Source organism: Acinetobacter sp. CWB-B33, assembly GCF_039655955.1.
GTDB classification, from domain to species: domain Bacteria; phylum Pseudomonadota; class Gammaproteobacteria; order Pseudomonadales; family Moraxellaceae; genus Acinetobacter; species Acinetobacter bouvetii.
On record NZ_JAGFEU010000005.1, the window covers coordinates 173,758 to 198,034 of the forward strand.

26 protein-coding genes are annotated in these 24,277 nt (G+C 46.2%); 6 read left to right on the top strand and 20 right to left on the bottom strand.

All coding sequences use genetic code 11. The annotated features are described in order from the left end of the window. Position 1: 1 nt before the first annotated feature. From JZ784_RS14500 to JZ784_RS14565, 14 genes are all read right to left on the bottom strand, one after another. Entirely contained in the window at positions 2–616 is a 615-nt protein-coding gene (locus tag JZ784_RS14500) for a TetR/AcrR family transcriptional regulator (protein ID WP_005009016.1), read from the bottom strand. Positions 617–660: 44 nt separating this feature from the next. Then, on the bottom strand, positions 661–1,434 hold the full coding sequence (locus JZ784_RS14505) for a TatD family hydrolase (protein ID WP_346315337.1): 774 nt from the start codon (positions 1,432–1,434) through the stop codon (positions 661–663). A gap of 31 nt (positions 1,435–1,465) precedes the next feature. Next, complete coding sequence (locus JZ784_RS14510) at positions 1,466–1,807, bottom strand: PilZ domain-containing protein (protein WP_346315338.1); 342 nt, start codon at positions 1,805–1,807, stop codon at positions 1,466–1,468. A 17-nt stretch (positions 1,808–1,824) separates the two neighbouring features. Continuing rightward, the gene (locus JZ784_RS14515) at positions 1,825–2,808 is read right to left on the bottom strand and encodes a DNA polymerase III subunit delta' (RefSeq protein ID WP_346315339.1); all 984 of its coding nucleotides are present in this window, start codon (positions 2,806–2,808) and stop codon (positions 1,825–1,827) included. A gap of 16 nt (positions 2,809–2,824) precedes the next feature. Then, positions 2,825–3,586, bottom strand: coding sequence for a 3-deoxy-manno-octulosonate cytidylyltransferase (gene kdsB, locus JZ784_RS14520; protein ID WP_346315340.1), 762 nt, complete (start codon positions 3,584–3,586; stop codon positions 2,825–2,827). Beyond that, the gene (gene lpxK, locus JZ784_RS14525) at positions 3,586–4,602 is read right to left on the bottom strand and encodes a tetraacyldisaccharide 4'-kinase (RefSeq protein WP_346315341.1); all 1,017 of its coding nucleotides are present in this window, start codon (positions 4,600–4,602) and stop codon (positions 3,586–3,588) included. Before lpxK ends, kdsB begins: the two co-directional genes overlap by 1 nt. Continuing rightward, a complete protein-coding gene (msbA, locus tag JZ784_RS14530) occupies positions 4,603–6,330 on the bottom strand; it encodes a lipid A export permease/ATP-binding protein MsbA (RefSeq protein ID WP_005009003.1) in 1,728 nt (575 codons plus the stop codon). Continuing rightward, positions 6,330–6,752 carry a biopolymer transporter ExbD gene (locus JZ784_RS14535; protein ID WP_005009001.1) on the bottom strand — a complete coding sequence of 141 codons (423 nt, stop codon included), beginning with the start codon at positions 6,750–6,752 and terminating at the stop codon, positions 6,330–6,332. Before JZ784_RS14535 ends, msbA begins: the two co-directional genes overlap by 1 nt. Before the next feature lie 9 nt (positions 6,753–6,761). Then, positions 6,762–7,403 carry a MotA/TolQ/ExbB proton channel family protein gene (locus JZ784_RS14540; protein WP_346315342.1) on the bottom strand — a complete coding sequence of 214 codons (642 nt, stop codon included), beginning with the start codon at positions 7,401–7,403 and terminating at the stop codon, positions 6,762–6,764. Positions 7,404–7,434: 31 nt separating this feature from the next. After that, positions 7,435–8,322: a ParB/RepB/Spo0J family partition protein gene (locus JZ784_RS14545; RefSeq protein ID WP_005008995.1), complete on the bottom strand. Its 888-nt coding sequence runs from the start codon at positions 8,320–8,322 to the stop codon at positions 7,435–7,437. Further along, positions 8,319–9,101, bottom strand: coding sequence for a ParA family protein (locus tag JZ784_RS14550; RefSeq protein ID WP_346315343.1), 783 nt, complete (start codon positions 9,099–9,101; stop codon positions 8,319–8,321). Before JZ784_RS14550 ends, JZ784_RS14545 begins: the two co-directional genes overlap by 4 nt. Before the next feature lie 25 nt (positions 9,102–9,126). Further along, positions 9,127–9,759 carry a 16S rRNA (guanine(527)-N(7))-methyltransferase RsmG gene (gene rsmG, locus JZ784_RS14555; RefSeq protein WP_005008991.1) on the bottom strand — a complete coding sequence of 211 codons (633 nt, stop codon included), beginning with the start codon at positions 9,757–9,759 and terminating at the stop codon, positions 9,127–9,129. A gap of 83 nt (positions 9,760–9,842) precedes the next feature. Then, positions 9,843–10,532 (bottom strand): N-acetylmuramate alpha-1-phosphate uridylyltransferase MurU, encoded by a 690-nt coding sequence (gene murU, locus JZ784_RS14560; RefSeq protein ID WP_346315344.1) that lies wholly within the window; start codon positions 10,530–10,532, stop codon positions 9,843–9,845. Next, complete coding sequence (locus tag JZ784_RS14565; RefSeq protein ID WP_346315345.1) at positions 10,532–11,545, bottom strand: phosphotransferase; 1,014 nt, start codon at positions 11,543–11,545, stop codon at positions 10,532–10,534. The genes murU and JZ784_RS14565 overlap by 1 nt, the downstream gene beginning before the upstream one ends. A 120-nt stretch (positions 11,546–11,665) precedes the next feature. Between JZ784_RS14565 and lptD the strand changes: the two genes are divergently transcribed. Both lptD and JZ784_RS14575 read left to right on the top strand, forming a co-directional pair. Further along, a complete protein-coding gene (lptD, locus tag JZ784_RS14570; protein WP_346315346.1) occupies positions 11,666–14,110 on the top strand; it encodes an LPS assembly protein LptD in 2,445 nt (814 codons plus the stop codon). After that, positions 14,110–15,423 (top strand): peptidylprolyl isomerase, encoded by a 1,314-nt coding sequence (locus JZ784_RS14575; protein WP_346315347.1) that lies wholly within the window; start codon positions 14,110–14,112, stop codon positions 15,421–15,423. Before lptD ends, JZ784_RS14575 begins: the two co-directional genes overlap by 1 nt. 100 nt (positions 15,424–15,523) lie before the next feature. Here the strand turns inward: JZ784_RS14575 and hfq are convergent, their stop codons facing one another. From hfq to tsaE, 4 genes are all read right to left on the bottom strand, one after another. Then, on the bottom strand, positions 15,524–16,051 hold the full coding sequence (gene hfq / locus JZ784_RS14580) for an RNA chaperone Hfq (protein WP_346315348.1): 528 nt from the start codon (positions 16,049–16,051) through the stop codon (positions 15,524–15,526). A gap of 94 nt (positions 16,052–16,145) precedes the next feature. Next, positions 16,146–17,090: a tRNA (adenosine(37)-N6)-dimethylallyltransferase MiaA gene (gene miaA / locus JZ784_RS14585; protein WP_346315349.1), complete on the bottom strand. Its 945-nt coding sequence runs from the start codon at positions 17,088–17,090 to the stop codon at positions 16,146–16,148. A gap of 6 nt (positions 17,091–17,096) precedes the next feature. Continuing rightward, a complete protein-coding gene (gene mutL / locus JZ784_RS14590; protein ID WP_346315350.1) occupies positions 17,097–19,085 on the bottom strand; it encodes a DNA mismatch repair endonuclease MutL in 1,989 nt (662 codons plus the stop codon). Continuing rightward, positions 19,082–19,552, bottom strand: coding sequence for a tRNA (adenosine(37)-N6)-threonylcarbamoyltransferase complex ATPase subunit type 1 TsaE (gene tsaE / locus JZ784_RS14595; protein WP_005008970.1), 471 nt, complete (start codon positions 19,550–19,552; stop codon positions 19,082–19,084). Before tsaE ends, mutL begins: the two co-directional genes overlap by 4 nt. Before the next feature lie 138 nt (positions 19,553–19,690). Between tsaE and JZ784_RS14600 the strand changes: the two genes are divergently transcribed. From JZ784_RS14600 to JZ784_RS14610, 3 genes are all read left to right on the top strand, one after another. After that, positions 19,691–20,596, top strand: a complete 906-nt coding sequence (locus JZ784_RS14600; protein WP_346315380.1) for an RluA family pseudouridine synthase — start codon at positions 19,691–19,693, stop codon at positions 20,594–20,596. Positions 20,597–20,718: 122 nt separating this feature from the next. Next, a complete protein-coding gene (locus JZ784_RS14605; RefSeq protein WP_005008965.1) occupies positions 20,719–21,066 on the top strand; it encodes a type II toxin-antitoxin system RelB/DinJ family antitoxin in 348 nt (115 codons plus the stop codon). A 93-nt stretch (positions 21,067–21,159) separates the two neighbouring features. Further along, positions 21,160–21,603 (top strand): GNAT family N-acetyltransferase, encoded by a 444-nt coding sequence (locus JZ784_RS14610; protein ID WP_005008963.1) that lies wholly within the window; start codon positions 21,160–21,162, stop codon positions 21,601–21,603. 65 nt (positions 21,604–21,668) lie between these two features. On the opposite strand, the gene JZ784_RS14615 is transcribed toward JZ784_RS14610, so the two are convergent. After that, a complete protein-coding gene (locus JZ784_RS14615; RefSeq protein WP_346315351.1) occupies positions 21,669–22,385 on the bottom strand; it encodes a 16S rRNA pseudouridine(516) synthase in 717 nt (238 codons plus the stop codon). Positions 22,386–22,654: 269 nt separating this feature from the next. On the opposite strand from JZ784_RS14615, the gene JZ784_RS14620 reads away from it, so the two are divergent. Beyond that, positions 22,655–23,116, top strand: coding sequence for a DUF441 domain-containing protein (locus JZ784_RS14620; RefSeq protein WP_035361800.1), 462 nt, complete (start codon positions 22,655–22,657; stop codon positions 23,114–23,116). 327 nt (positions 23,117–23,443) lie between these two features. On the opposite strand, the gene JZ784_RS14625 is transcribed toward JZ784_RS14620, so the two are convergent. Beyond that, positions 23,444–24,256, bottom strand: coding sequence for a sulfite exporter TauE/SafE family protein (locus JZ784_RS14625; RefSeq protein WP_346315352.1), 813 nt, complete (start codon positions 24,254–24,256; stop codon positions 23,444–23,446). Between the last annotated feature and the right edge of the window lie 21 nt (positions 24,257–24,277).

A 24,277-nucleotide genomic window follows, 5' to 3' on the forward strand; every position in this document is an offset into this window, starting at 1 on the left:
TTTAAGCAAATTGAGCCGCGGCGCTGATCTGCTTGGGCAATGCCAAGGCTTGATCGATATAAGCCACTCTTAGGGTATCCCGTGACCCCAGATAGCGCTGATAAAAACTGGAGTTTAAAATAGCCGCAGCGCCATGCGTCAGCGACCAGATCGAAGCCAAATAGTCACGTACCGACATTGAACTGTGAATAGATTCCAAATAGCTTTCTGTCATGCGGATAATCAAACGCAGCCGGTGCTTTCGCACTTGATACAGCTCGCTGAACAGCATCTGTATGCCCACACCCGTTGTCGCAAGGCGTTCTTCAATTTGGTGAAACAGCACTGTACGCTCCGGATGATGCAAATGATGCAGCATGAAGAAAGCCAAGTGCTCAGGAAACTGCTTGTCGGTATCTTTAATCATTTCCAGCAGCATGCGTTCATTGCGGATGATCAGCAGCATATACAGCTCATCTTTACTCTGAAAATGCTTATAGAGAGTTCCTTTAGCCAGATCCAGCTCTGCAGCCAGTGCATCCAGCGTCATTCCAGATTCACCATTTTCTAAAAGAAGCTGCTCTGCAACTTGAAAAATCAACGCTTCTCGTGCTCGAAACTGAGCCTGACGATCCATCTTCACCCTATACTCTCTTCTGCGCTTATATCAATTCAAATGATTCACTTTAAATTGAGAAGGTTTTCAAAGTTTTGCTTTGTGATTAAAGCCATCTCTTCTAGTGACTTATCATATACATCACTTAAGGCTTTGGCTACATAGGGAACATATTTTGGTTCATTAGACTTTCCTCTATAAGGCATGGGCGCCAAATAAGGGCTGTCCGTTTCAATCAGCACACGGTCCAGCGGCACCTGCTTGGCAACATCACGCAAGTCTTGCGCATTTTTAAAGGACACAATGCCTGAAAAAGAAATGTAATAGCCGCAATCCAGTACGGCTTTTGCGGTTTCCCAATCTTCCGTAAAGCAGTGCAAAATGCCGTGGGTAGATTTTTCCGCGCGGATAATATCTACCGTATCCTGCTTTGCTGCGCGGGTATGCACAACGACAGGCTTTTTGACAGTCTGCGAAGCATGAATATGGCGGGCAAAACATTCTTTCTGCTCTTGAATAAAATCCGTGCTGTGAAAATAGTCCAGCCCCGTTTCACCCAAAGCCCAAACTTTTTCAGGCTGCGCCAGCTCCACCAAATAATCAGTCGTTGCCCGCGCCATAGTGGCAGGATCTTCACAAGGGTGCACCCCGACAGAATATCCCACATCTGCATGGCGGGCAGCGGTCGCCGCCAGCTGGATATGATCATCCAAATCCACTGAGATACTCATAAACCGGGAGACACCCGCTTTGCGAGCCTGTTCCAGCGCTAGATCCAAATCGCCGCCATAGGGCGTTAGATCAAGCAATGTTAAATGACAATGAGTATCTGTAAACACAATAAGTACCTATGCTGAGTAAGGTGTAACTCTACATAGTGTAACTTCTGCGGCCTTCAGTTTTAAGCCCTGCCAGCATGCGTTCTGCTTCAGATTTGAAATAAATGCCTTTTTCGCCGGCAAGCTGAATGCCAAAGCCTTGAGGTTTAATGCCATTTTGCTTTTGAGAAATCCAAATGACTTTACCTGTCAAAGGAACTTTTTGAGATTGTTCAGGCAGAGTCGTCAGTACAAAGACTTCATCCCCCATTTTTACCGCCTGCTGAGAAGGAACAAAAAGGCCGCCACCGGCCACATAGGGCATATAGCTGGCAAATAATGTTTCCACATCCGGAATGTTCGCTTGAATGATTCCGCCCATACGTGGCTGCATTGTCGTTCCCCTTATTTTTAAAGATTCATCAATTTAATGCACAGCTGATCCAGAACTAAGTTAGTTTGTACGTTTTGTTCGATAAACTTTTTGGATTGCTGCAGCTCGGCATAAATGCCAAATAATGATTCTAAATCATACTGATCAGGCAGATCATTAAAATTCAAATCAATATTTTTTATTGCCTGATTTAGCTTGACACAAATCAAATCAGACAACAAGTATTCAAACATTTGACTGAAATCACTAAAGTTCAGCGCTTTATTCCACTTGGTCGCAATCGCCACCGGCATACTTTTTTGTCGCACCAGTTTAAGCCAGTCATTCACAAAATCCTGCCGTAAATTGAGCCATTCACTTTGCGCCAATTCTACCGCCTGCAGCGGCATTTGATTCGACAGGTTCATCAGCAGCTGATGCATTTGCAAATCACTGTCCGGCAAATTTTCATGCAAATAAGCTTCTGCATGGCCGGCGCTGATCCGGTCTAAAGCAAAGTGCTGCAGGCGGCTGCGGATGGTTGCAGGCAATTTCAAATAATGATCCGCCAGCAGAATAATGACAGTACGGTCACCCGGTTCTTCCAGCGTCTTCAGCAGCGCATTGGCGGAAGCGGTATTTAATGCTTCTGCAGGCTCAATCACCACCACACGCCAGCCATCTACCGTCTGCTGCACAAAAGGCAGTAAATCGCGGATTTTCTCAATTTTTATTTTAGCATTCTGCTTTTTATTGTCTTCATCTGTCGTGATATGCACATAATTCGGATGCGTATCTGATTTCAGCCACAGACAGCTGCCGCAGACGCCGCAAGGCTGATTGTTTTCATGACGGTTTAAACACAGCACCCAGGCCAAAAAGTAATGTGCAAACGCATGCTTGCCGCAGCCTTTTTTGCCATAAAACAGCAAGCCATGGCCCAATTTAGGGAAACGGCCGGTCAGTGTATCCCAGACCGTTTGCTGCCAAGGGTAGACTTGCGCTTTAATTTCATTTGCCATGGATGGAAGCCGCCCTTTATTCGAAGTTAGAAACATCCATTTGATTCAACCGGTCTAAATCAGCCTGCGTATCTACGCCCGGCGGCAAATTCGCTTCAGCCACAGCAATGGCAATTTGATGGCCATTTTCTAAAACACGCAGCTGTTCCAGACTCTCCAATTTTTCCAGCAGCCCCATATCCCAGGTGACATATTCCTGCAAAAGCTTCACGCGGTAGGCATATAAACCGAGATGACGGTACGCGTGATCATGCAGCTTACGCTCCGTTAACTTTGCACCATCGCGGTCATAAGGAATGGTTGCGCGGCTAAAATACAACGCTTGATTGTGCTTGGACATCACCACTTTGACGATACTGTCACGCAAAAACTCATCTAAGCTATGTATGGGCTCACATAAAGTCGACATCGATGAAGCCGGCTGATCTTCAAGCAATTGGGCAACCTGCTTCACCAATAATGAAGGAAGCAAAGGCTCATCACCCTGCACATTGACAATAATGTCGTCAGCATTCCAGCCTTTAATCCGGGCAACTTCGCTTAAGCGGTCTGTGCCTGATGGATGGTCAGCCGATGTCAAAACAACATCAACGCCTTCTGCACAGCAAACCTCAGCAATACGCTCATCATCTGTCGCCACACATAGATCATCAAAACCTTGTACTTTCTTCGCTTGATCGACGACACGCAAAATCATCGGGCGTCCATGAATTTCCAGCAAAGGCTTACCTGGCAAGCGGGAACTGGAAAAACGCGCTGGAATAACAATATGTTTCATCAATTTAAGCCTTCATCAAATTGGATGCCCAACTGTTTCAGCTGCTGATGCAATGTTTCATAACATGCTGATGACAGCACTGCATCAACAGGAACAACCCAAATTTCACGCTGAAAGTCTGGATTCTGCTTGAGCAGCGGTAAAATTTTTACCGCATCTTTTTCTGTGGTAATAATCGGATTGCTGTCTTCAAACTGCAAGTCTTCAATTTCGTATTCGAAATGATCTGGAAATTCATGACATTGAAAATGCTGAATCCCCATTTTTTCCAATGTATTGTAAAACCGCTGCGGAAAGCCGATGCCCGCAACGGCATAAAAATCCGAGTTCGCATCAAAGTCTTTGACCATGCCTTCATTCAGCAAATACGGCGCCGACGCAGTCAAATGCATATTTAATGGCATCTTCGGCTGCGCGGCATGCTCAATCACCGTACTGCCTTGCAGGCGGGTTTTCGGTTCACGCAAATAACCTTCAGGCAGTATTTTTTCATTGCCCAAGCCCCGGTTATTGTCCAGCACGATCCACTCCAGCTGACGCTCAAGCGCCCAATGCTGCAAGCCGTCATCGCAGATGATTAAATCTAAAGCATGCTTAGACAGCAGCAGCTCTATGCTTTTTTGCCGATTTGGCCCAACAGCCATAGGCACGCCTGTAGATTGAACAATCAGCACAGGCTCATCGCCTGCAGTGTCTGCATCCGAATCCAAGCCAACGTAAGCTGGAAACGGGCCTTTGCCGCCGTAGCCCCGGCTGATCACTCCCACACGCACATTGCGGTTTTGCAGATATCTGACCAGATGAATCAGCAACGGCGTTTTACCGCTGCCGCCCACGGTGATATTGCCTATTACCATGACCGGCACAGGGGCGGTATAGCTTTGCTTTAAACCAGCCTTATAAAGGCTTTTATTCAACATAAACCCGCCGCAGTACAGCCATGATAACGGACGAAGCACAATTAACCACTTAGCCTGCTTATTCCAAGCATTTTGAATTAATTGCACCACAGACATTTACTGTTCCTCAAAATTGCGCTGATGCAGCTGATAATAGGCGCCGCGATTTTCCATCAGCTCTGCATGCGAGCCTTGCTCTACGATTCGGCCCTTATCCATCACCACAATGCGGTCAGCATTTTCAATCGTTGACAAACGGTGCGCAATCACAACCGTAGTGCGATTTCGCATTGCCGCATCAAAAGCCTGCTGAATATAGTATTCAGATTCATTATCCAGCGCACTGGTGGCTTCATCCAAAATTAAAATTGGCGCATCTTTTAAAATTGCCCGCGCAATAGCGATGCGCTGGCGCTGGCCGCCCGACAAATTCAACCCTTGCGCACCCAGCGGCGTATCATACCCCTGAGGAAGATTCATAATAAATTCATGCGCATAAGCAGATTTAGCCGCCGCAACAATCTGTTCATCAGTGGCATTTTCCAGCTGACCGTAAGCAATATTTTCGCGGACCGTCCGGTTAAACAGCACAACCTGCTGGTTCACCATCGAAATTTGCTGACGCAGATTATTGATTTCAATATCATAAATATCAATATTGTCCAGTGTCAGCTGGCCGCTGCTGATGTCCTGATAGCGCAGCAGCAAATTCACCAAAGAAGTTTTGCCTGCGCCGGAACGTCCAACCAAGGCCACGGTTTCGCCCGCATTCACGATCAAATTAAAATCATGCAATGCATGATAGCCATCTGCATAAACCAGATTGACAGCCTTAAATTCAATATTGCCTTTCAGCACAGGCGTCAATGTTCCTGAATTTTTCTCTTCAGGCATATCCAGCAGCTCAAATACGGAATGCGCCGCTGCCATGCCGCGCTGAATCTTTTCATTCACATCGGTCAAGGCTTTAATCGGCTTGCTCAGCATGCCTGCAGCCGTAATATATGCCACAAACTGCCCAGCTGAAGTATCCTGCATAATTTCAGGACGCAGCGCGATGTACATTACAATTGCCAAAGGGATCGACATAATCAGCTGCACAATCGGGCTATTCAGCTGCTGCACCACCACCATTTTCATGCCGCGGCGCAAATTTTCCATTGAACTGTCATAGAAGCGCTTTTGCTCATAATCCTGTCCCGAAAAACCCTTAACGACGACATTGCCATTGACAGTTTCCTGCACCACATGGTTGACATCACCCATGGTGTCCTGCACTTGGCTCGACAGCTTGCGCATGCGCTTAGACGCTTTGCGAATCAGCAAACCAATCAAAGGCGCAAAAATCAGAATAATTAAAGTTAAGCGCCAATTGCTGTAAATCAGATAACCCACCAAACCGCAGGTAATTAAACCCTGCTGAACAATGGTGCGCAGCGATTCGGTCGAGGCCGCTGTCAGCTGCTCAACGTTGTACATAATCTTCGCGGTGATGTGGCCGCTGGAATTATCCAGATAATATTGAGAAGGCAGGCGCATCAGCTTAGCAAAGACTTCTTGACGGATATTAAAAATCAAATTCCGTGAAATCACCGCTGTATAATAACCGCCAATGAATGTTCCCAGCCCGCGGAAGAACATTAAGAGGATAACCAATATAGGAAATAACGATGTAAAACCCTGATCACGGTGCTGAATCGCATTAATAATCTTTTCAAGCAGCTTAGCGACGGATACTTCTGTTGCCGCATTGATTGCAAAACCAATTACAACAAATATCGCCAAGCCCCAAAAAGGTTTTAAATAACCCAGCAGGCGCAGATAAACTTTTACATCGTGCTTCACTAATAACCTCGAGTCGGTACTTTCGTACTGATATTTACATTCACAAAGCCCAGCTGGCCTGCTACATCCATAACACGGATCACATCCTGATGGGTTGCTTTCGCATCAGCGGCAATAATAAACATTAAATCACGGCGATCATTGGAAATCTGTTTAATTGCCGTATTTAAATCGGATGCCTCTTTACTGGAAAGCGACTGGCCATTTACAGAATAATGCCCAGAAGAATCGACAACAACCTCTATTTTCTGATCAAACTGCTTTGGCGGCACGCCTTGTGCATCCGGCAGCGTCAGGTTCATTCGGCTCATTTGGCTAAAAGTGGTCGAAAGAAGCAAAAACACCAAGATAAACAATAAGCAGTCGATCATTGGCGTTAAGTTAATATGTATATCTTCAACCTGCCTGCGCTTAAATTTCATTCGACCGCCTCAGCTTGCTTTTTGCAAATCTTGTAATGCTTCATCAGTCTTGTTTTGGTAATACAGCGCAGCATGAAACAGTGTTGCCTGCTGTTCCAATTCTGCAACATACTCTTGCACCAAACGCTGAAAATAGCGGTGAGCAAACAGTGCAGGGATCGCAATAAACATCCCTGCAGCTGTTGTAATCAGCGCTTTAGAAATACCCGGCATCATCAATACCGGATCGCTGTTCGTCCCGACATCAATCATTAAAAATGACTCAATAATGCCCATGACCGTACCCAGCAGACCCAGCAGCGGCGCGGCTGCACTTAGCGTACCTAAGAAATTGATATTCTTTTCCAAATAGCCAATCTCTTGCGATGCTGTGACTTCCATTTGCGCACGGGCAAACTGCTCAGGCTGATTTTTACTGCGGTAACCCGCGGCGAAAACACGCCCCAAAGTACTGCGCTGCAAGGTTTGATCTTGCTTCAGCTTTTCTACAACTTGCTCTGCTGTTTGATTTTGATTCATCAGCAAAGCGGCTGGCAGCACCATCACTTTTTTCAAGCGGATAAAGCGCTCAATTGAAATCGCGATGGTAAAGATTGAACATAAAACCAGCGGCAGCATAAGCCATCCGCCAGCCTTGACTAATTCCCACATTTGATTTTCCCCAATAAATCGAAATTTAAAATTAATCAGCTAAGCAAATATTTAAAATACCATCCAGCTCTTCCAAAGAATGGTAATTAATCACCAATTTGCCTTTGCCTTGCTTGTTATGGTCTATTTTGACATCTGCACCGAAACGGTCAGACAGGCGCTGTGACAATTGCTGAATATCTGCAGATGCTGCTTGTTTTTCTTTAGTTTGCTTGGGCGCATTCAAATCACGCACCAGCTGCTCTGTTTGACGCACTGACAGGCTTTTTTCGATGACATGCTCAGCAACTTTCAGCTGATCTTTCGCTTTGAGCGTCAAAATTGCCCGGGCATGCCCCATATCCAGCAGACTCTGCTGCATAAAATCTTTAACTGGCTCAGCCAAGGATAATAAGCGCAATAAATTGCTGATGGTGGTGCGCGCTTTTCCAACGGTATCGGCAATTTCCTGATGGCTTAAGCCAAACTCTTCATGAAAACGTTGCAGCGCCATCGCCTGATCTATTGGATTCAGATCTTGACGCTGAATATTTTCAATCAACGCCAATGCAATGGCGACCTGATCGCTCAAATCGCGGACTATGGCTGGAACTTCGGTTAAGCCCGCCAATTGCGCAGCGCGCCAGCGGCGTTCACCGGCAATGATTTCATAGGGATGCTTTTCATCATCGATTGGGCGGATGACAATAGGCTGCATCACGCCATGCTTTTCAATCGATGCCGCCAATTCCTGTAAATCTTGCTCATGAATAAAGCGGCGCGGCTGATATTCACCGCGCTGCAGTAAATGCACATCAATTTGCTTCAGCTGACCATGATCTAAAGCTTGCGCTTCCAATTGTAATTTTTCTTTTTGGATGGAACCAAGTAAGGCATCCAAACCACGGCCTTTTGCTAATCCGCGTTTTTTTGTGGTCATGCGTTACTTCCTTTCTTTCCTTTGCTTTTTTTTAACATCTCAGCCGCTAAATTTAGATAGGCAACTGCACCCTTTGAACTTTTTTCAAAATAAATCACCGGCAAGCCATGTGCAGGCGCTTCCGCCAGCCGCACATTGCGCGGAATGACAGTGTCGTACAATTTTTTGCCAAAGTATTGTTCAAGCTCTGAAGACACATCGCGCGTTAACGCATTGCGCGCATCAAACATTGTTCTCAGCACGCCCATAATCTGCAAATCTGGATTCAACGCTTGCTGAATGCGGTCAATGGTTTGGGTTAAATCCGCCAAGCCTTCCAGCGCATAATACTCACATTGCATTGGAATCAGCACACTGTCTACAGCAGCCAAGGCATTGACTGTAATCAAGCTTAAACTCGGCGCGCAGTCCACAATAATATAATCAAACTTATCTTCAATCTGCTGCAGCGCTTCACGCAGAATGAACTCTCGGCCTTCCTGCTCTGCAATTGCCAATTCAACGCCCGCCAGTTCTCGGTTGGCGCCTAAAACCTTATAGCCAACTTCCGCACGGGTAATGGCTGTTTCAATCGGCATCTCGCCCAATAGTACATCTGTGACGGAATACAGCAGCTCATTCTTCTGAATGCCTGAACCCATCGTGGCATTGCCTTGTGAATCCATATCCACAAGCAACACGCGTTTTTTCAGCACGGCTAAAGATGCAGCCAAATTTACTGCGGTTGTAGTTTTACCGACACCACCTTTCTGGTTCGCAATCGCAATAATTTGTGCCATGGTAAACCCCAATCCTTAGAAATAATTAAATACGTTTCAACAAAAGCAAATGACGCTGTTCATCCAAGCGCGGAACGCTCAGCTCGATAATATCGCAGCTGAATTGATCTTTAAATGCATCGACTTCTTCACTTGGAATCAGCCCTTTCATTGATGCAATAATGCTCTGATCATGCATGAATGGAATGGATGCGTTGATAAAGTCCGTCAAAGAGGCGAAAGCGCGGCTGGTGATGACATCAAACTTGCCCAGCTCATTAATGCTGTCCTCATTTTCGACACGCGTTTGCACAGCAACAACATTTTCTAATTTTAAGTCAGCAATAAACTGCTTCAAAAACCGGATCTTTTTGCCGTTCGAATCCAGCAAAACACATTGGCGTTCCGGCTGGCATAGCGCAATGATCATGCCTGGCATGCCGCCGCCTGTGCCAATATCTAAAAGACGGCCTGGCGGCAAGTCTTTTAAAATACTCAAGCTGTCCAAAAGGTGCTTCACCAGCATTTCTTTCGGATCACGGATTGCTGTCAAATTATAGGCTTTATTCCACAGCACCAAAGCATCTTGATACTTGAGCAATAAATTTAAAACATCATCACTGAGTTCCAAACCTAACGCTTGACTGCCTTGCTTAAGTTCTTTAAAAAACGTGTGCATACAATAACGTCTCGAAAAAGTTAGATGGAAGTATACCGATTTATCCTGCCTGTCACAGCAGGATGTGTTTAGCGAATATGCACTTAAGCGTACATCCCTTCACGAATCTGGAGATCCAGCGCACTTAATCGCTCAGGAGTGCCAACATCCACCCAGGCAGCCTGCATTTTTTCCGCTGAAATTTTCCCATCCAGCATGCCTTGCTTTAAAAGCGGCGCTAATGGACGCTTGCCCTGTTCCAGCCCGTCAAACATTTTTGGATGAATCACTGCGACGCCGCTATAAGTTAAAGGCTCGCCTGCATGCGCTTGATCAAAGGTATAAGCGCGCCCCGCAGATAAGGTAAAATCACCTTTTTCATGCTGCGGCGGATTCTTAACAAAAACCAAGTGCGCTAGATCCTGCTCCAGCCGCACATCCAGCAGCGAGGCGAAATCAAACGTTGTCCATACATCGCCATTGACCAAAATAAAAGGCTCAGTTCCCAGCAGCGGCAATGCATTAATAATGCCGCCAGCCGTTTCCAAGCCTTCCGCTTCACGCGTCCAGCGGATATTCACACCAAACTGAGAGCCATCGTCTAATGCGCCAATCAGTACATCCGCCAGCCAAGCCGAATTAATCACAATTTCAGTCACGCCAATGTCTTTCAGCTTTTCGATATGCCAGACAATCAGCGGCTTTCCGCCCACTTCCAATAAAGGCTTCGGTTTATACAATGTTAGCGGACGCATGCGATTGCCCAGCCCTGCCGCTAAAATCATCGCTTTCATTATGCTGCAACCTCATAAGCGCCATATTTGGCTTCAAATTTTGGCAATACTTTAGCTTGGATAAACTGCATAAACGGTTGTAATTCTGCATACGGCTTGCTTTCTTCCAGCAGATACCACATCACGCGCGGCAAATCTTTCAAATAGCCCGACTTGCCGTCACGTTCAAACAGACGCACAAAAATGCCTAAAATTTTAATATGGCGCTGAATCGCCATAAAGTCTGCATCTTTTTTGAATTGCTCAAAATCACGGCCTTCTTTGGCAGATGCAGGCAGCAAATTATAGAAGGTCTGGAACCAGCTGTAGACGCGTTCAGGATTCCACTGCACATAAGCATCTCGGGTAATGGAAATCAGGTCATAAGTATCTGCGCCAATCACGGCATCCTGAAAATCGATGACACCCTGCTCTTTTTCATCTGCCAGCGCCATCAAATTTCGGCTGTGGAAGTCACGGTGCACAATCACTTGCGGCTGCGCCAATGCCGCATTCGCAAGAATGGCAAAAGTACGCTTAATTAAAGCGCTTTCCTCATCCGATGGCTTGATCTGCAACGATGGCAGCAACCAATCTATCAGCAATGCCATTTCAGACATCAGCTTTTCATACGAATATTCCGGAAAATGATTAACTCCATCAATTGACTGCAATTGAATCAATTGAGCAAAACTTTGCGCATAATGATTGTCTACTGTTTCATCAGTTAGCAGTGCCGAGAGCAAAACATCGCCAAAATCTTCTAACAAAAGAAAGCCTTGCTCTAAGTCTTTGGCCACGATATGCGGCACGCGCACACCATTAGCATCAAAAAATTCGTCAATCGTCACAAAAGGCACACAATCTTCTTTTTCTGGTGGTGCATCCATGAGCATAAATGTTTTATTATTCAATTTGATTCGTGCATAACGACGGAAGCTTGCATCGCCTGCTAAAAAATGAGTTTCAAATTGATCCGAACCAAGTACAGATGCAATCCATGATTGTATCGATTGTTCACGTTGTGTATTCATTTGCAATAAATTCTAATACAGGCTGAGTTTTTAAAGTGCTAAGTGTAGCTACTTATCAACTTTTTCTCTATGATGCGACAATAATTAATTGCGATAAAGCATTCTTGGTTAATGAGACAAATGAAGCATCAGTTTAAATTTAATCCTTTAGCGACTGCGATCTTAACCCTTCTTTGCGGCAGCTCAGTATCAAGCTATGCGGCATCGCCAGCGTCTGCGGAAAATGACGCAGAGCAATTAAAACAAACGATTTCGGAAGCTTATCCAGGTCAAAGCTTTTTTGAACAATATTATGTAGACAAATCCTCACCCGAAGCGCAGCAGCGTGCAGGACATCAGCTCAGTTCAGCGTATTGCCAAGGCGCATGGGTCACGCCCATTGCACCGGATGTCAAAGCCGTGCCTTCAGATCAGGCGACGTCCACCGTCACTGCCGATTACGGCCACTTTGACCCCAATGGAGACTCAATTCTTGAAGGCAATGTCATTATTGATCAAGAAGGCCGTCAAATCCGCGCTGACCAAATTAAAATTGATAAGACCCAAACTTACGCCAATGCATCAGGCCATGTTCAAATGGCGCAAGCCGGCCTGCTCTCACAAAGCGACTCGATTAATTACAATCTAAAAACACAGCAAGGTGATTTAAGCAACAGCCTGTACATTGCTGAGCAAACCCATGCGCATGGCAGCGCAGAAAAAATTTCACGCACATCCGCACAGACGGTCGAGCTGAAAAATGCCACTTACAGCACCTGTCCTCCGGATGAAAAGCCGACTTGGAAAATTCAAGCCAACACCATTAAGCTGAATCAGGAAACCGGCCGCGGTGAGACCATAGGAACAAAACTGTATGTAAAAGATGTTCCCGTGATGGCTGTGCCGTATTTCAACTTCCCTATTGATGACCGCCGCACTACAGGCATTTTAACGCCAAGCTTCGGCTTCACCAATGACGGCGGGATCGAACTTGGCGTACCGGTGTATCTGAATCTTGCGCCGAATTATGATGCTACCCTTACACCGCGCTTTATCAGTGCCCGCGGCCCAATGCTGGAAGGCGAATTCCGCTACTTAACGGAAAACTACGGTGAAGGCATGATCTGGGGCGGCTACCTGCCTTCAGATAAAAAATATGACGACCAAGACCGTAAAGATTTGCACATTTTGCACAAATGGGATCTTAACCAGCAGTTCAGCACCAACATAGATTTCAACTATGCATCGGATAAAGATTATTTTACCGACTTAAACAATAACCCGAATTCAAAAACCGACTTGAACCTGCGCCGCGCGTGGGAACTCAATTATAAAAACGGCATCCCCGGCCTTAAAGCGCAGCTGAAAGTTGAAAATTTCCAAACGCTGGATAATACCGTCAAAGACGAAGACCGCCCTTATGCCCGTTTGCCGCAATTCCTCCTGAACTATAAGCATGGCAGCCCTTTAGGCCTGCAGTACGAGTTTAATCACGATACCGCTTATTTTAAGAAAGACATTTCCGACTTCAACAGCACAAGCGCTGAACCTAGCGGCACGCGCATCTACAATGATTTCGCAGTGCGCTACAATTACCTTACGCCGTGGTCTTTTGTCATTCCTGAAGTCTCTGTCCGCAGCATCAACACCTTCTATGATCAGGACACCATTAATGCGCAGAACATCAACTCTTCAAATGAGCGCAAATCCACGATTGTGCCGCAGTTCACGCTGGATACCGGCCTGACATTTGAAAAAGATGGAAAATTCCTGCAGACCTTAACCCCCCGGCTGTTCTACGCCTATGCGCCTTATAAAAATCAGGACAGCAGCCCAAACTTTGACACAACCACAGCGTCCATCAACTATGACCAGCTGTTCAGCCCGAACCGTTTCTACGGCCATGACCGCTTAGAAGACAACAACTTTGCATCTCTAGGCCTCAGCTACAGCCTATTTGACAGCATTGGACTGGAACGCCTGAAAGCCAGCGTGGGGCAAAGCTTCTACTTTGAAGACCGCCGCGTAACACTCAATAATACGTCCGATGAATTTGACCGCGAGCGCCGCACAGGCCCTGTGGTTAACGTATCCAGCCAGCTGTCTGAACGCTTCAGAGTCAGTGCAAACGGCGCATGGATGTCCAACGGCGATAATGCGCAGCGTGATGTACAGCTGTATTACACAGGCGATAAGGGCAACCTCTACAATATCGGCTATTTTAACCGCCGGTACTTGCCAAATCGTCAAGACAGCTACGATCAAGCTGTTGCATCCTTCATTCAGCCCGTACACAACAATTGGCGGCTGGTGGGTCATGCACAGTACGACTTGGACAACAATGTCGCCCGTGAATACCTGCTTGGCGTCAACTATGAATCGTGCTGCTGGGGCTTATCAGTCTATGGCCGCTCTTATTATAATGATTTGGACAATGTCAATGATGACAGCGTAAAGCCAAAACGCGCGATCATGGCAGAATTTACTCTGAAGGGCTTAGGCGGTTTCAACAATAAACTTGCATCTTTATTGGAAACCCGAGTATTAGGCTTTAATAATATCAATCAAAATTGGACAGAACGTTAATGAACACACTACAGTTAAAACGCGTTTTTAAAGCGACAGCACTTGCTCTTTGCCTTTCTGCATCATTGCCAGCCTTTGCTGCTCAACCTAAAGATGAAGTTATTGCTGTTGTGGACAATAGCGTAATTCTGCGCAGTGATTTAGAACAGAGCATTGCCGAACTCAAACACCAGCTTGAAGCGCAAAAGAAAACCGTACCGCCAGAACAGTATTTGCAGCAGCAAGCGCTAGAACAGCTCATTATCCGCCAGGCGCAGCTCGAACAAGTCAAGCGCTACAACATTAAGCCCGATGAAAAAAGCTTAAATGAGGCGGTATTAAAAGTTGCAAAAGACTCGGGCTCACCAAGCCTAGAAGCTTTCCAGCAAAAACTGGATAAAATTGCGCCCAATACTTATGCATCATTACGCAGCCAGATTGCCGAAGATTTAGCCATCAAACGCCTGCGCCAGCAAATCGTAACATCGCGCATTCAAATCAGTGACGCAGATGTCAAAAACTTCTTAAATTCACCGCAAGGCCAAGCAGCGATTGGCAATCAAGCGCATGTTCTGCACGTCCGCATTTCAGGTAATGAAGCCGCCGCTCAAAAAGTGGCAAAAGAGGTAAAAGCTGAGCTTGCGAACAGCAATGATGTCGCGGCAATCGGCAAAAAGTTCTCTACCGGCACTATCAAAGTTGAAGGTGCAGACATGGGATTCCGCAGCTTGTCTGATATTCCTGCCGAGCTGGCTGCCCGTGTAAGCCCGCTGCAGGATGGTCAAACGACTGAGCTGATTCCTGTGCGTGACGGCATTCATATCTTAAAACTGGTAGAGCGTAAAGGCGGTGACCAGAAAGCCATCGTTCCGCAATATCAAACGCGCCATATCCTGATTCAGCCCTCTGAAGTTGTTAGCCCTGAAAATGCGAAGCAAATGATTGACAGCCTGTACAGCCGCCTGCAAAAAGGTGAAGATTTTGCTGTATTGGCATCGACATATTCAAACGATCCCGGCTCTGCCCGTGATGGCGGAAGCTTGGGCTGGGTTACACCGGGCATGATGGTTCCAGAGTTTGATGATAAAATGAAAAATACACCGAAAGGTCAAATCAGTGAACCATTCCAATCACAGTTTGGCTGGCACATTCTTCAAGTGACTGATACCCGCCAGCAGGATATGACCAAAGAATATCAAGAGCGCATGGCGCGGCAGCTGCTGGGTGAACGTCAATTTGATGCGGAATTGGACAGCTGGCTGCGGGAAATCCGCAACAATGCATTTGTAGACATTAAAGATGCCAGCCTAGACCGCAAAAAGAATAAGCCTTAAGGTGATTGATAGAAAACCAGCTGATCAGCTGGTTTTTTATGATCTTCTCAAAAGCAAAAAAAAGCCTCTTTATAAAAAGAGGCTTTTTTAAAATTCTTAATTAACGATTATTTTCGTCATCTTGAGAATCTTCAAATTTAGTTTCGCCGTCAAAACCAGAAGTTTGGCCGCCGAAGCCGCCTTGACCGCCGAAGCCGCCCTGACCGCCGAAGCCGCCGCCTTGACCGCCGAAGCCGCCTTGACCGCCGAAGCCGCCGCCTTGACCGCCGAAGCCGCCGCCTTGGCCGCCGAAGCCGCCTTGACCGCCGAAGCCGCCTTGACCGCCGAAGCCGCCGCCTTGACCGCCGCCAAAGCCGCTGCCTTGACCTTGAGCACCGCCGAAGCCGCCTGCACCTTGAGCACCAGCAGGAGCGCCAGCAGGACGCGGATTACGGGCTGGAACAACAGTAGAAATGGCGTGTTTATAAACCATTTGACTTACAGTGTTTTTCAGTAAAACCACATATTGGTCAAAAGATTCAATGTGACCTTGTAATTTAATACCGTTCACAAGGAAAATAGAAACTGGAATACGTTCTTTACGGAGAGAATTTAAGAACGGATCTTGTAAAGTTTGACCTTTAGACATGTTATAACTCCAAAAAAAAAATTAAAAAATCAGCGCAAAACTACCTTTATTTTTCAATTAAAAATTATAAAAAAGGCAGTAGCTAAATTTTGCTTTATCCGTGGCAGTTTCGCAAGTCTTCTTGAGCCTGCTCGATAGTAAAATATGTAGTAAATTTATGCTTTTCTTGCAAAGATCTTAACCAAGTATATTGACGTTTAGCAAGTTGTCGTGTTGCAAAGAGCGCTCTATCCTCCATTTCCCGCTGTTTTTCACCAGTTTGATCACTTTTTTTCAAAAAATCGAGTGCTTGCCGATAGCCAACGGAGCGCATGGAAGGAAGATTTTCATCTAAATCGTATTTTTTCATCAAGCCTTTCACTTCATTTAAAAATCCGATTTCCCACATAATTTCTAATCGTTTTTCTATGCGCTTATGCAATTCTAATCGATCAGGCATCAAAGCATAATTATGAAAATTGTACTTATATGGTAAATTTTTAGGCTGCTCAGCCTGCAATTTTGTAATTGGTTCGCCTGTGAGCTTAAAGACCTCTAAAGCTCGGGTGATCCGCTGCTTATCACTCATTTTAAACCTTTGGCCAGCCAAAGGATCGACTTGACAAAGTTCAGCATACACAGCCTCCCAGCCTTCCTGCGCCGCTTTTTCCTCAATTTCGGCCCGTACCGCGTAATCTGTGCCAGGCAGATTGGAAGACAATCCTTCCAGCAATGCCTTGAAATACAGCATTGTTCCGCCGACTAAAATAGGGGTTTTGCCGCGCGAATGCATATCCTCAATCAGCGCACTGGCATCATCGACAAATTGTGAAGCTGAATACACCTCCAATGGACTGATAAGATCAATCAGATGATGCGGGTAACGCGCCTGTTCCTCTTGCGTAGGCTTTGCTGTGCCAATATCCATATCTTTGAATACCAGCGCAGAATCGACGGAAATCAGTTCAAAATTGCCCTGTTCATAAAGTTGACATGCCAAAGCGGTTTTCCCGCTTGCAGTAGGCCCCATTAAATTGATGACCGGCAGTTGATTTGACATGTAACGCTACTCTCCCCGAGCAAATAATTTATCAAGCTGTGCCAATGGAAAGGCGCGCCATGTTGGGCGCCCATGATTGCATTGGCTGGCAAATTCGGTTTGCTCCATTTGCCGGAGCAAAGCATTCATTTCTGAAAGGCTTAAAATGCGGTGCGCGCGCACAGCGCCATGGCAGGCCATGCCTGCCAAAATCTGGTCGCGTTTTTGCAGCAAGCCCTGTGCCTGATCATTCGGATCTAAATCATGCAGCAATTCAGGAATCAAGGCATCAAAATCCGCCTTATGCAAAATAGCGGGCACACCTCGCACGATCACCTGCTCATCGCCATACTGATCTATATCCAGCCCTAAGCGCGCCAGCTGCTCTTTTAAATCGTCAATGCGCGCAGCCTGCATGCGGCTGATCGGCACCACTTTCGGAATCAGCAGCTGCTGTGAAGTCCAAAATTCCGGCTTATCCCATGCCGCTTTCATCTGCTGCAGAACAATCCGCTCATGCGCCGCATGCATATCAACAATAATCAGGCCTTCGGTGTTTTGCGCCAATATATAAATGCCATGCAGCTGAGCGATCGCGATGCCTAAAGGATGCTCATCTACTTTCGCCGCGATGTGATTTTCTAATGACTCGGTTTGAAGGCTATCTGCCGAGGCATCCCGCAGCGGCGCCAAGTAGCTTTGCAGCGCATTATTCAGTTTTTGCGAACCGGCATACTGTGAAGAATAGCCGGATGCATAGCCAGCCGCATGATTTGAAGCTGAAGGCTGCAGATAAGACACAGATTGCGGCTGCACCGAATTAAAATCACTTAGGCCATCCGGTAGAGGTGTTTCTTGAGCTGGCGCTGCGGCAGATTCCGCAGCTTTATGCAGCAGGAACTGCTCCTGATAACGCGGCTGCGGCTGAAAAGCGTCCTGTACAGGCGCTTGATCATCCTGCTTCATTGCAGATGCCAATTCAGCCGAGGCAGTCTGGAACTGCGATAAAGTCGCTTTCGCATAATGGCGTACAAATTCATGCACTTCCCGCTGATTCAAAAAGCGGATTTCATGTTTGGTCGGATGCACATTGACATCAATATTTTCTGGATCAACTTCCAAAAACAGCAAATAGCCAGCATGCTGGTGGCCGTGCAAAATCCCTTCATAAGCCATCCGCAGCGCATGCGAAATCGTTTTATCTTTCACAATCCGGCCATTCACATAAACATACTGCAAGTCGGCCTGCGCACGCGCATCTGAAGGATGCCCCAGCCAGCCGCTTAAACTCATATTGATGCTGTCTGCATCGATCCAATAGGCATTTTGAGTGAATTGGCGGCCCAGCATCTGCTGCACACGCTGAAACCGCAGTTCGCCGCTGTCAGCAACAGGCAAATTCAGCTTGATGCTGCTGTTATGCTCTAAAACAAAGCGGATATCAAAATGCGTCAGCGCCAGACGGCGGACGATTTCTTCAATATGGCCAAATTCGGTGCCGGGCTTCTTTAAAAATTTACGGCGCGCCGGGACATTAAAAAATAAATCCTGAACCCGAATCTGCGTGCCTTTGGCAGAAGCAACGGCTTGAATTTCCTGATGATCAAATGCAGTACCGTTAACTTCGACCTGATAACCCACGCCGTCTTCATCCTGACTACTGATTAAAGTCAGGCGCGATACAGCGGCGATGGATGCCAAAGCTTCACCGCGGAAACCTAAGCTGACAATGGCCTGCAGATCATCAGCTGTTTGTATTTTGCTGGTGGCATGGCGCATCACTGCCAAGGGCAAATCTTCTGAATGTATCCCCCGGCCATTATCAATGATTTCAATCAGCGTGCTGCCGCCTTGCTCAACCCGAATAATCAGCTCGGTTGCACCTGCATCAATGGCATTTTCCAGCAGCTCTTTTACCACAGAAGCTGGGCGCTCAATCACTTCACCGGCAGCAATCTGGTTGGCTAAGGCAGGATCGAGCGTTCGGATGCGGCGGGCGCTGACATCATTCATCATACAAAATGCTTCTCTAAAGCCTGCTGTAAAGACTCAGAAGATGAATTTAATGTTGCAATACGGATTAAATCGTCTTCAGATTTTTCAATATTAATCACTAAATCGGCCTGCGGTATTTCTTCACCGCCTTTGGATGGCCATTCAAATAAAAACAGCGCATCGGCAGTTTCCAGATAATCACGGATGCCCATCAATTCCAACTCATAAGGATCATTGAGGCGGTATAAATCGAAATGAAAAATATCTTTGCCTTGAATATTATACGGCTCTACCAAGGTATAGGTTGGGCTTTTTACCGCGCCCTTGTGGCCCATAGCCTGCAGCCAATAACGCGTGAGCGTGGTTTTTCCTGCACCTAAATCGCCAATTAAATAAATGACACCCGCTGTGAAATTCTTTGACAAAATTTCAGCCAGGTTTTTGGTATCTTCTTCATTATTTAAAGTCAGATTAAATGAGTGCTGCATACTGCTCACGACATGTACTTAAAGAGCAAATATGATAGCATCGCACAGCTTGAAAAGCCTATTTCTTGGCGTTAGATTGTGTATTTTTTACAATCTGGCGGCTTCAATTCATCCAGTCAAAGTGATCCAATGCCTGCTATGCACCCTGCCGACTTTACACCGCCCATGCTGCATGGCGTCAGCGCCAGTAAAGTTTTCTTAAAGCCTTCCCCGTCATCCATTCAGACAGTTTTCGCTTACATGTGCCTGCAGTTCCCGCATATTGAAGCGGCCGAATGGCAGCAGCGTTTTATGGATGGCTTGATCTATGATGCCAAAGGGCAACAGCTGCGGATAGACAGCGCATTTCAGGCTGGCAGCCACGTATTTTATTACCGTTTTCTGAAGCGCGAAATTCATGTGCCCTTCGAACATGCCATTTTATTTGAAAATGATGATTTGCTGGTGATTGATAAACCGCATTTTTTGACCATCAGTCCGACCGGGCAATATGTGCAAGAAACCCTTCTGGTCAGGCTGAAAAACCAAATGGGCAATGAGCAGCTTAGCCCAATTCACCGCCTAGACCGTGAAACTGCTGGAGTGGTCTTATTTTCCAAGCGGCCTGAAACGCGCGGCATTTACCAGCAAATGTTCGCAGACCGGCAAGTGCAAAAAACCTACCATGCGGTTGCGCCCTACGATTCGGGTCTTCAATTTCCGCAAACAGTTCGGCTGAATATGGACAAGGGGCAGCCGTTTTACACCATGCAGGTATGTGAAGGCACCCCCAACAGTGAAACAGAAATACAGCTGCTGGAGCACAATCAGCTGTGGGCCAAATACCTGCTAAAACCGCATACAGGCAAGCAGCATCAGCTAAGGGTCCATCTCAGCCATTTGGGCTTGCCAATCAAAAATGATCCGTTTTATCCCAAAATCGCACATAAAGCGGATGATGATTTCACATCACCATTGCAGTTATTGGCAAAACATCTTGAATTTAAAGATCCTGTCACTTTCGAAGCACTGCAATTCAGCTCAAAAATGGAATTGGCCCTCTAAATTACACTGTAATATGGATGTCATTACAATTTTTCAGATTTTCTGCGTTTAGCTATTGAAATTTGATGATTTTTGATTAGAATAAATGCGAAAAGTTAAGTAATTTAAAGCTTTCTAAAATTATGAGAAAAACCGAAGTTTATCAAATCCGTCTGGACTCCCAAGAGAAAAAACAAGCTTTTGCTGTATTTAAGCAATTAGGGATTACGCCTGCCCAAGCGGTTCGCCTTTTTTTCAAACAAGTTGTACTGACAAAATCTATCCCCTTCTCGATCGAAAATCAGAACATTAATTTAGAACAGCTGATTCGGCTGCGAAAACTGAAGCAGCAGGATGCCAAATCTGTACAGCCCGATCTGATTGATACTGAACAGGCAGATGCATCAGAAACTGACCTGCTGCTGGATGATGAACATATCGATTTGTTTGAAGAGCTGAATGCCATTTTGGGTGAAAGTGACAAAAGTTAACACTGTCGCATTTACAAACAATTTAAAAATCATCAACTTCTGAATTTTGGTTATGCTTCATGCAAAGAGATAATAAAATGCATGGAGACAACAATGATTGTAAGACGCGCATCAGAACAGGATTTGACCCAGCTGGCCGTATTATTTGATGAATACCGCCAATTTTACGGCGCATCTTCCAATCTGGATTTATCCTATAAATTTTTAAAACAGCGCTTCGACAATCAGCAAAGTGTGTTTTTCATCCATATCAAAGATGATGTATTTACCGGCTTTATCCTTCTTTACCTTGGCTTTTCTTCTGTCGCCTGTTCAACTTACTATATTTTAGATGATGTTTATGTGCGGCCGGTTTACCGCCGCCAAGGCTCCGCCAAACAGCTGATTGATACCGCAATTTTATTTGCGCGCCATGAAAATGCGCTGCGCATTACCTTGGAAACCCAAAAAAGCAATTATCAATCGCATCAGTTATATGAATCCATGGGCTTTGTGAAAGATGATGAATTTCAAACTTACCACTGCTTTTTAAAGTAAACCGGCCCCCTCCACCTGCTATGAAAAGCTCAGCTGAAAATGCAGCTGCGCTTTTCATGTTTGAATCAGTTTTCTCGGATTTTAGCCAACTCAATTTGTTCTGAGGACAGATACACCCATTCGCCTTGCGGCAAATTGTCCAAATGACTCAAATTCAGCTGGCCAACTTGCGCACGGTGCAGCTGTTCAACTTTATTGCCTACCGCCGCCAGCATGCGCTTAACTTGATGATAAACACCTTGATGAACGGTCATTTGCAGCTGCCTATCAGCCAGGCTCTGCACATCTGTTGCAGCAAATACACCCGCCTCATTACGCAGTTCTACGCCCTGTTCCAGCTGCTCGATTTGCGCTGCCGTGACTGGATCTGCAGTATGCATCTGATAAACCTTTGCCACATGCTTTTTAGGATGCGTCAGCGCCTGCAAAAACTGCCCGTCATCCGTCAGCAGCAGCAGGCCCGTTGTATCCTGATCCAAACGGCCTACACACTGCAAGCCGCGGTTCATCAGCACATCATCAAACAATTCAAATACGCTGAAATGGTGCGTGGCCTGATGTGAGCATTCATAACCTTGCGGTTTATTTAAGGCGATATAAACTTTTTCACGGTATTCAAAGCTTTCGCCATATACCGAAAATTCCAGCTGCTTCAGATCAGCTTTATATTTCAGATTATCGACCGCCTCGCCATGGATTTGAACTGCGCCGCTCTTAATCAGCTGCTGGCAATATTTCCGTGAACCAAAACCTTGCGATTGCAGCATTTTTTCCAACAACATAAAAGCACATCTCAAAAAATCACAGCTCATTCTAATGTATCGTGATCAGAAACCCAATCTTGGACCGTATTTATCTATGCTGTGAATCAGCCGCAAAACGGCTGGCGAACCCTTAATTTGTGCAATAGAAAATATATAAAGCGCAATCTGGATGAATGTATGGCCTGATCACTGTATACCTGAACTTCTGGCCCGGCTCGCCAATGCATCGGCTTAAAGCGGTGAAATCCGCTATAATCCCATCAATAATGCAAAATTTAGTACGCGTGATGAACCTGTCCAGCCTGGATTTAAACCTGATTGTTCTATTGATTTTATTGGCCTGCGGGATATTCAGCCATAATTCTGCCGTGTCCATTGCCGCGGGGGTGCTGATCGTGTTCCGCATCACCCCTTTAAATGAATTCTTCCCTTACCTGCAGCAGCATGGCTTAAATATTGGCATCATTATTTTAACCATTGGCGTGCTCACCCCCATTGCCAGCGGCAAAATCCCAGGTGACGCCATATTGAAATCCTTTCTCAGCTGGAAGTCGCTGCTGGCCATTGCTATTGGCTTATTGGTGGCTTGGCTGGGCGGACGCGGCGTGAAGCTGATGTCGAATCAGCCCGATATTGTGGCGGGCTTGCTGATTGGCACTGTGGCTGGCGTAGCCGTATTGCGCGGCGTACCTGTCGGCCCTTTGATTGCTGCCGGAATATTATCCCTACTGATTGGTTCAGGGCAATAATAAAGCCGCAAAGCACACTATTCACAACTTATTTTGCGGCCATAAAATTAAGCAGCGCCTAAACATTGAATTGGCCATAGTGGCTGAGAACGGCTGAACGAAATTGCCAAAGCCAGCTATCGAAGCATTAGAAATACAGCGTGCTGTATTCGAATATTTTTTCGCACGCTGTATGCTGAAGCAGGATTTCTGGCGATGATGCCCGCACAAACATCTTAAGCTGATTGTTAGGATGAATGAACACAATCTCACTGGGCGCAAAGCGTCAATCTGCTTTGACAGGCGGCTGAACTTGGCGCTAAGGCTGTTCTCCCTTAGGGTTATTACTTATACGCTCACTGTCAGCGCGCCTTGAAAAATAAAGTAGCAGCCGACTGCAGTTAATAAACCCGCAAAACATTTTTTCAGCATTTGCGGTGATAGCGCATGTGCCGCTTTAGCGCCTAACTTTGCGGTAAAGAAACTCATGCTGCTAATCCCTAAGAACGCATAAATATGAACATAGCCAATACTGTTTGCAATTTCGACCTTCTCTTGCGCGCCAAAAAACATAAAGCCCGCTGCCCCGGCAATTGCTATGGATAAACCGCATGCAGCTGATGTGCCAACAGCTTTTTGCATGCGCACGCCATAATGACTGAGATAAGGGACTGTTAAACTGCCGCCGCCGATGCCAAAAATGGCAGATGCAATGCCAATCCCAGTGCCGGCACAGACTTGCTTCGCTGCTGAGGGCAGGACTCGAATCTGCTCGACCATTTTTTTGGCCCCCATGAACATGCCATATGCCACCCAAAGGGCGAATATGCCGATAATTAGCTGCAGCTTTGCACTCGACAGCAATCCTGCAACACCCGCTCCTAAAAATGAACCCACCGCCAAACCCGGCGTTAAATTTTTGAATACCGGCCAAAGTACGGCGCCGTTTTTATTATGTGCCATCAATGAACTGATCGAGGTCACGATAATCGTTGCGAGCGAAGTGCCTAAAGCTAAATGCATCACAATTTCAGGACCATAGCCCATCTGTGTAAACACCACATACAAGAGCGGCACGATGATCAGCCCGCCGCCCACACCAAAGAGCCCAGCAGCAAATCCCGCCAATGCCCCTATTGCTAAAAAAATAATTAATTCCACGGCATACTTACTTATTAAAGA

Excerpts from the sequence above, each read along its gene's own strand:
- JZ784_RS14605 (WP_005008965.1), top strand. The coding sequence starts at position 20,719 with ATGAGAAAAACCGAAGTTTATCAAATCCGTCTGGACTCCCAAGAGAAA.
- JZ784_RS14600 (WP_346315380.1), top strand. The coding sequence starts at position 19,691 with ATGCACCCTGCCGACTTTACACCGCCCATGCTGCATGGCGTCAGCGCC.
- tsaE (WP_005008970.1), bottom strand. The coding sequence starts at position 19,552 with ATGCAGCACTCATTTAATCTGACTTTAAATAATGAAGAAGATACCAAA.
- JZ784_RS14565 (WP_346315345.1), bottom strand. The coding sequence starts at position 11,545 with ATGAATACACAACGTGAACAATCGATACAATCATGGATTGCATCTGTA.
- mutL (WP_346315350.1), bottom strand. The coding sequence starts at position 19,085 with ATGATGAATGATGTCAGCGCCCGCCGCATCCGAACGCTCGATCCTGCC.
- lptD (WP_346315346.1), top strand. The coding sequence starts at position 11,666 with ATGAAGCATCAGTTTAAATTTAATCCTTTAGCGACTGCGATCTTAACC.
- JZ784_RS14610 (WP_005008963.1), top strand. The coding sequence starts at position 21,160 with ATGATTGTAAGACGCGCATCAGAACAGGATTTGACCCAGCTGGCCGTA.
- JZ784_RS14510 (WP_346315338.1), bottom strand. The coding sequence starts at position 1,807 with ATGCAGCCACGTATGGGCGGAATCATTCAAGCGAACATTCCGGATGTG.
- JZ784_RS14540 (WP_346315342.1), bottom strand. The coding sequence starts at position 7,403 with ATGTGGGAATTAGTCAAGGCTGGCGGATGGCTTATGCTGCCGCTGGTT.
- JZ784_RS14620 (WP_035361800.1), top strand. The coding sequence starts at position 22,655 with ATGAACCTGTCCAGCCTGGATTTAAACCTGATTGTTCTATTGATTTTA.
- miaA (WP_346315349.1), bottom strand. The coding sequence starts at position 17,090 with ATGTCAAATCAACTGCCGGTCATCAATTTAATGGGGCCTACTGCAAGC.
- JZ784_RS14575 (WP_346315347.1), top strand. The coding sequence starts at position 14,110 with ATGAACACACTACAGTTAAAACGCGTTTTTAAAGCGACAGCACTTGCT.
- lpxK (WP_346315341.1), bottom strand. The coding sequence starts at position 4,602 with ATGTCTGTGGTGCAATTAATTCAAAATGCTTGGAATAAGCAGGCTAAG.
- murU (WP_346315344.1), bottom strand. The coding sequence starts at position 10,532 with ATGAAAGCGATGATTTTAGCGGCAGGGCTGGGCAATCGCATGCGTCCG.
- JZ784_RS14515 (WP_346315339.1), bottom strand. The coding sequence starts at position 2,808 with ATGGCAAATGAAATTAAAGCGCAAGTCTACCCTTGGCAGCAAACGGTC.
- kdsB (WP_346315340.1), bottom strand. The coding sequence starts at position 3,586 with ATGAAACATATTGTTATTCCAGCGCGTTTTTCCAGTTCCCGCTTGCCA.
- JZ784_RS14615 (WP_346315351.1), bottom strand. The coding sequence starts at position 22,385 with ATGTTGTTGGAAAAAATGCTGCAATCGCAAGGTTTTGGTTCACGGAAA.
- hfq (WP_346315348.1), bottom strand. The coding sequence starts at position 16,051 with ATGTCTAAAGGTCAAACTTTACAAGATCCGTTCTTAAATTCTCTCCGT.
- JZ784_RS14500 (WP_005009016.1), bottom strand. The coding sequence starts at position 616 with ATGGATCGTCAGGCTCAGTTTCGAGCACGAGAAGCGTTGATTTTTCAA.
- JZ784_RS14550 (WP_346315343.1), bottom strand. The coding sequence starts at position 9,101 with ATGGCACAAATTATTGCGATTGCGAACCAGAAAGGTGGTGTCGGTAAA.
- JZ784_RS14545 (WP_005008995.1), bottom strand. The coding sequence starts at position 8,322 with ATGACCACAAAAAAACGCGGATTAGCAAAAGGCCGTGGTTTGGATGCC.
- rsmG (WP_005008991.1), bottom strand. The coding sequence starts at position 9,759 with ATGCACACGTTTTTTAAAGAACTTAAGCAAGGCAGTCAAGCGTTAGGT.
- JZ784_RS14535 (WP_005009001.1), bottom strand. The coding sequence starts at position 6,752 with ATGAAATTTAAGCGCAGGCAGGTTGAAGATATACATATTAACTTAACG.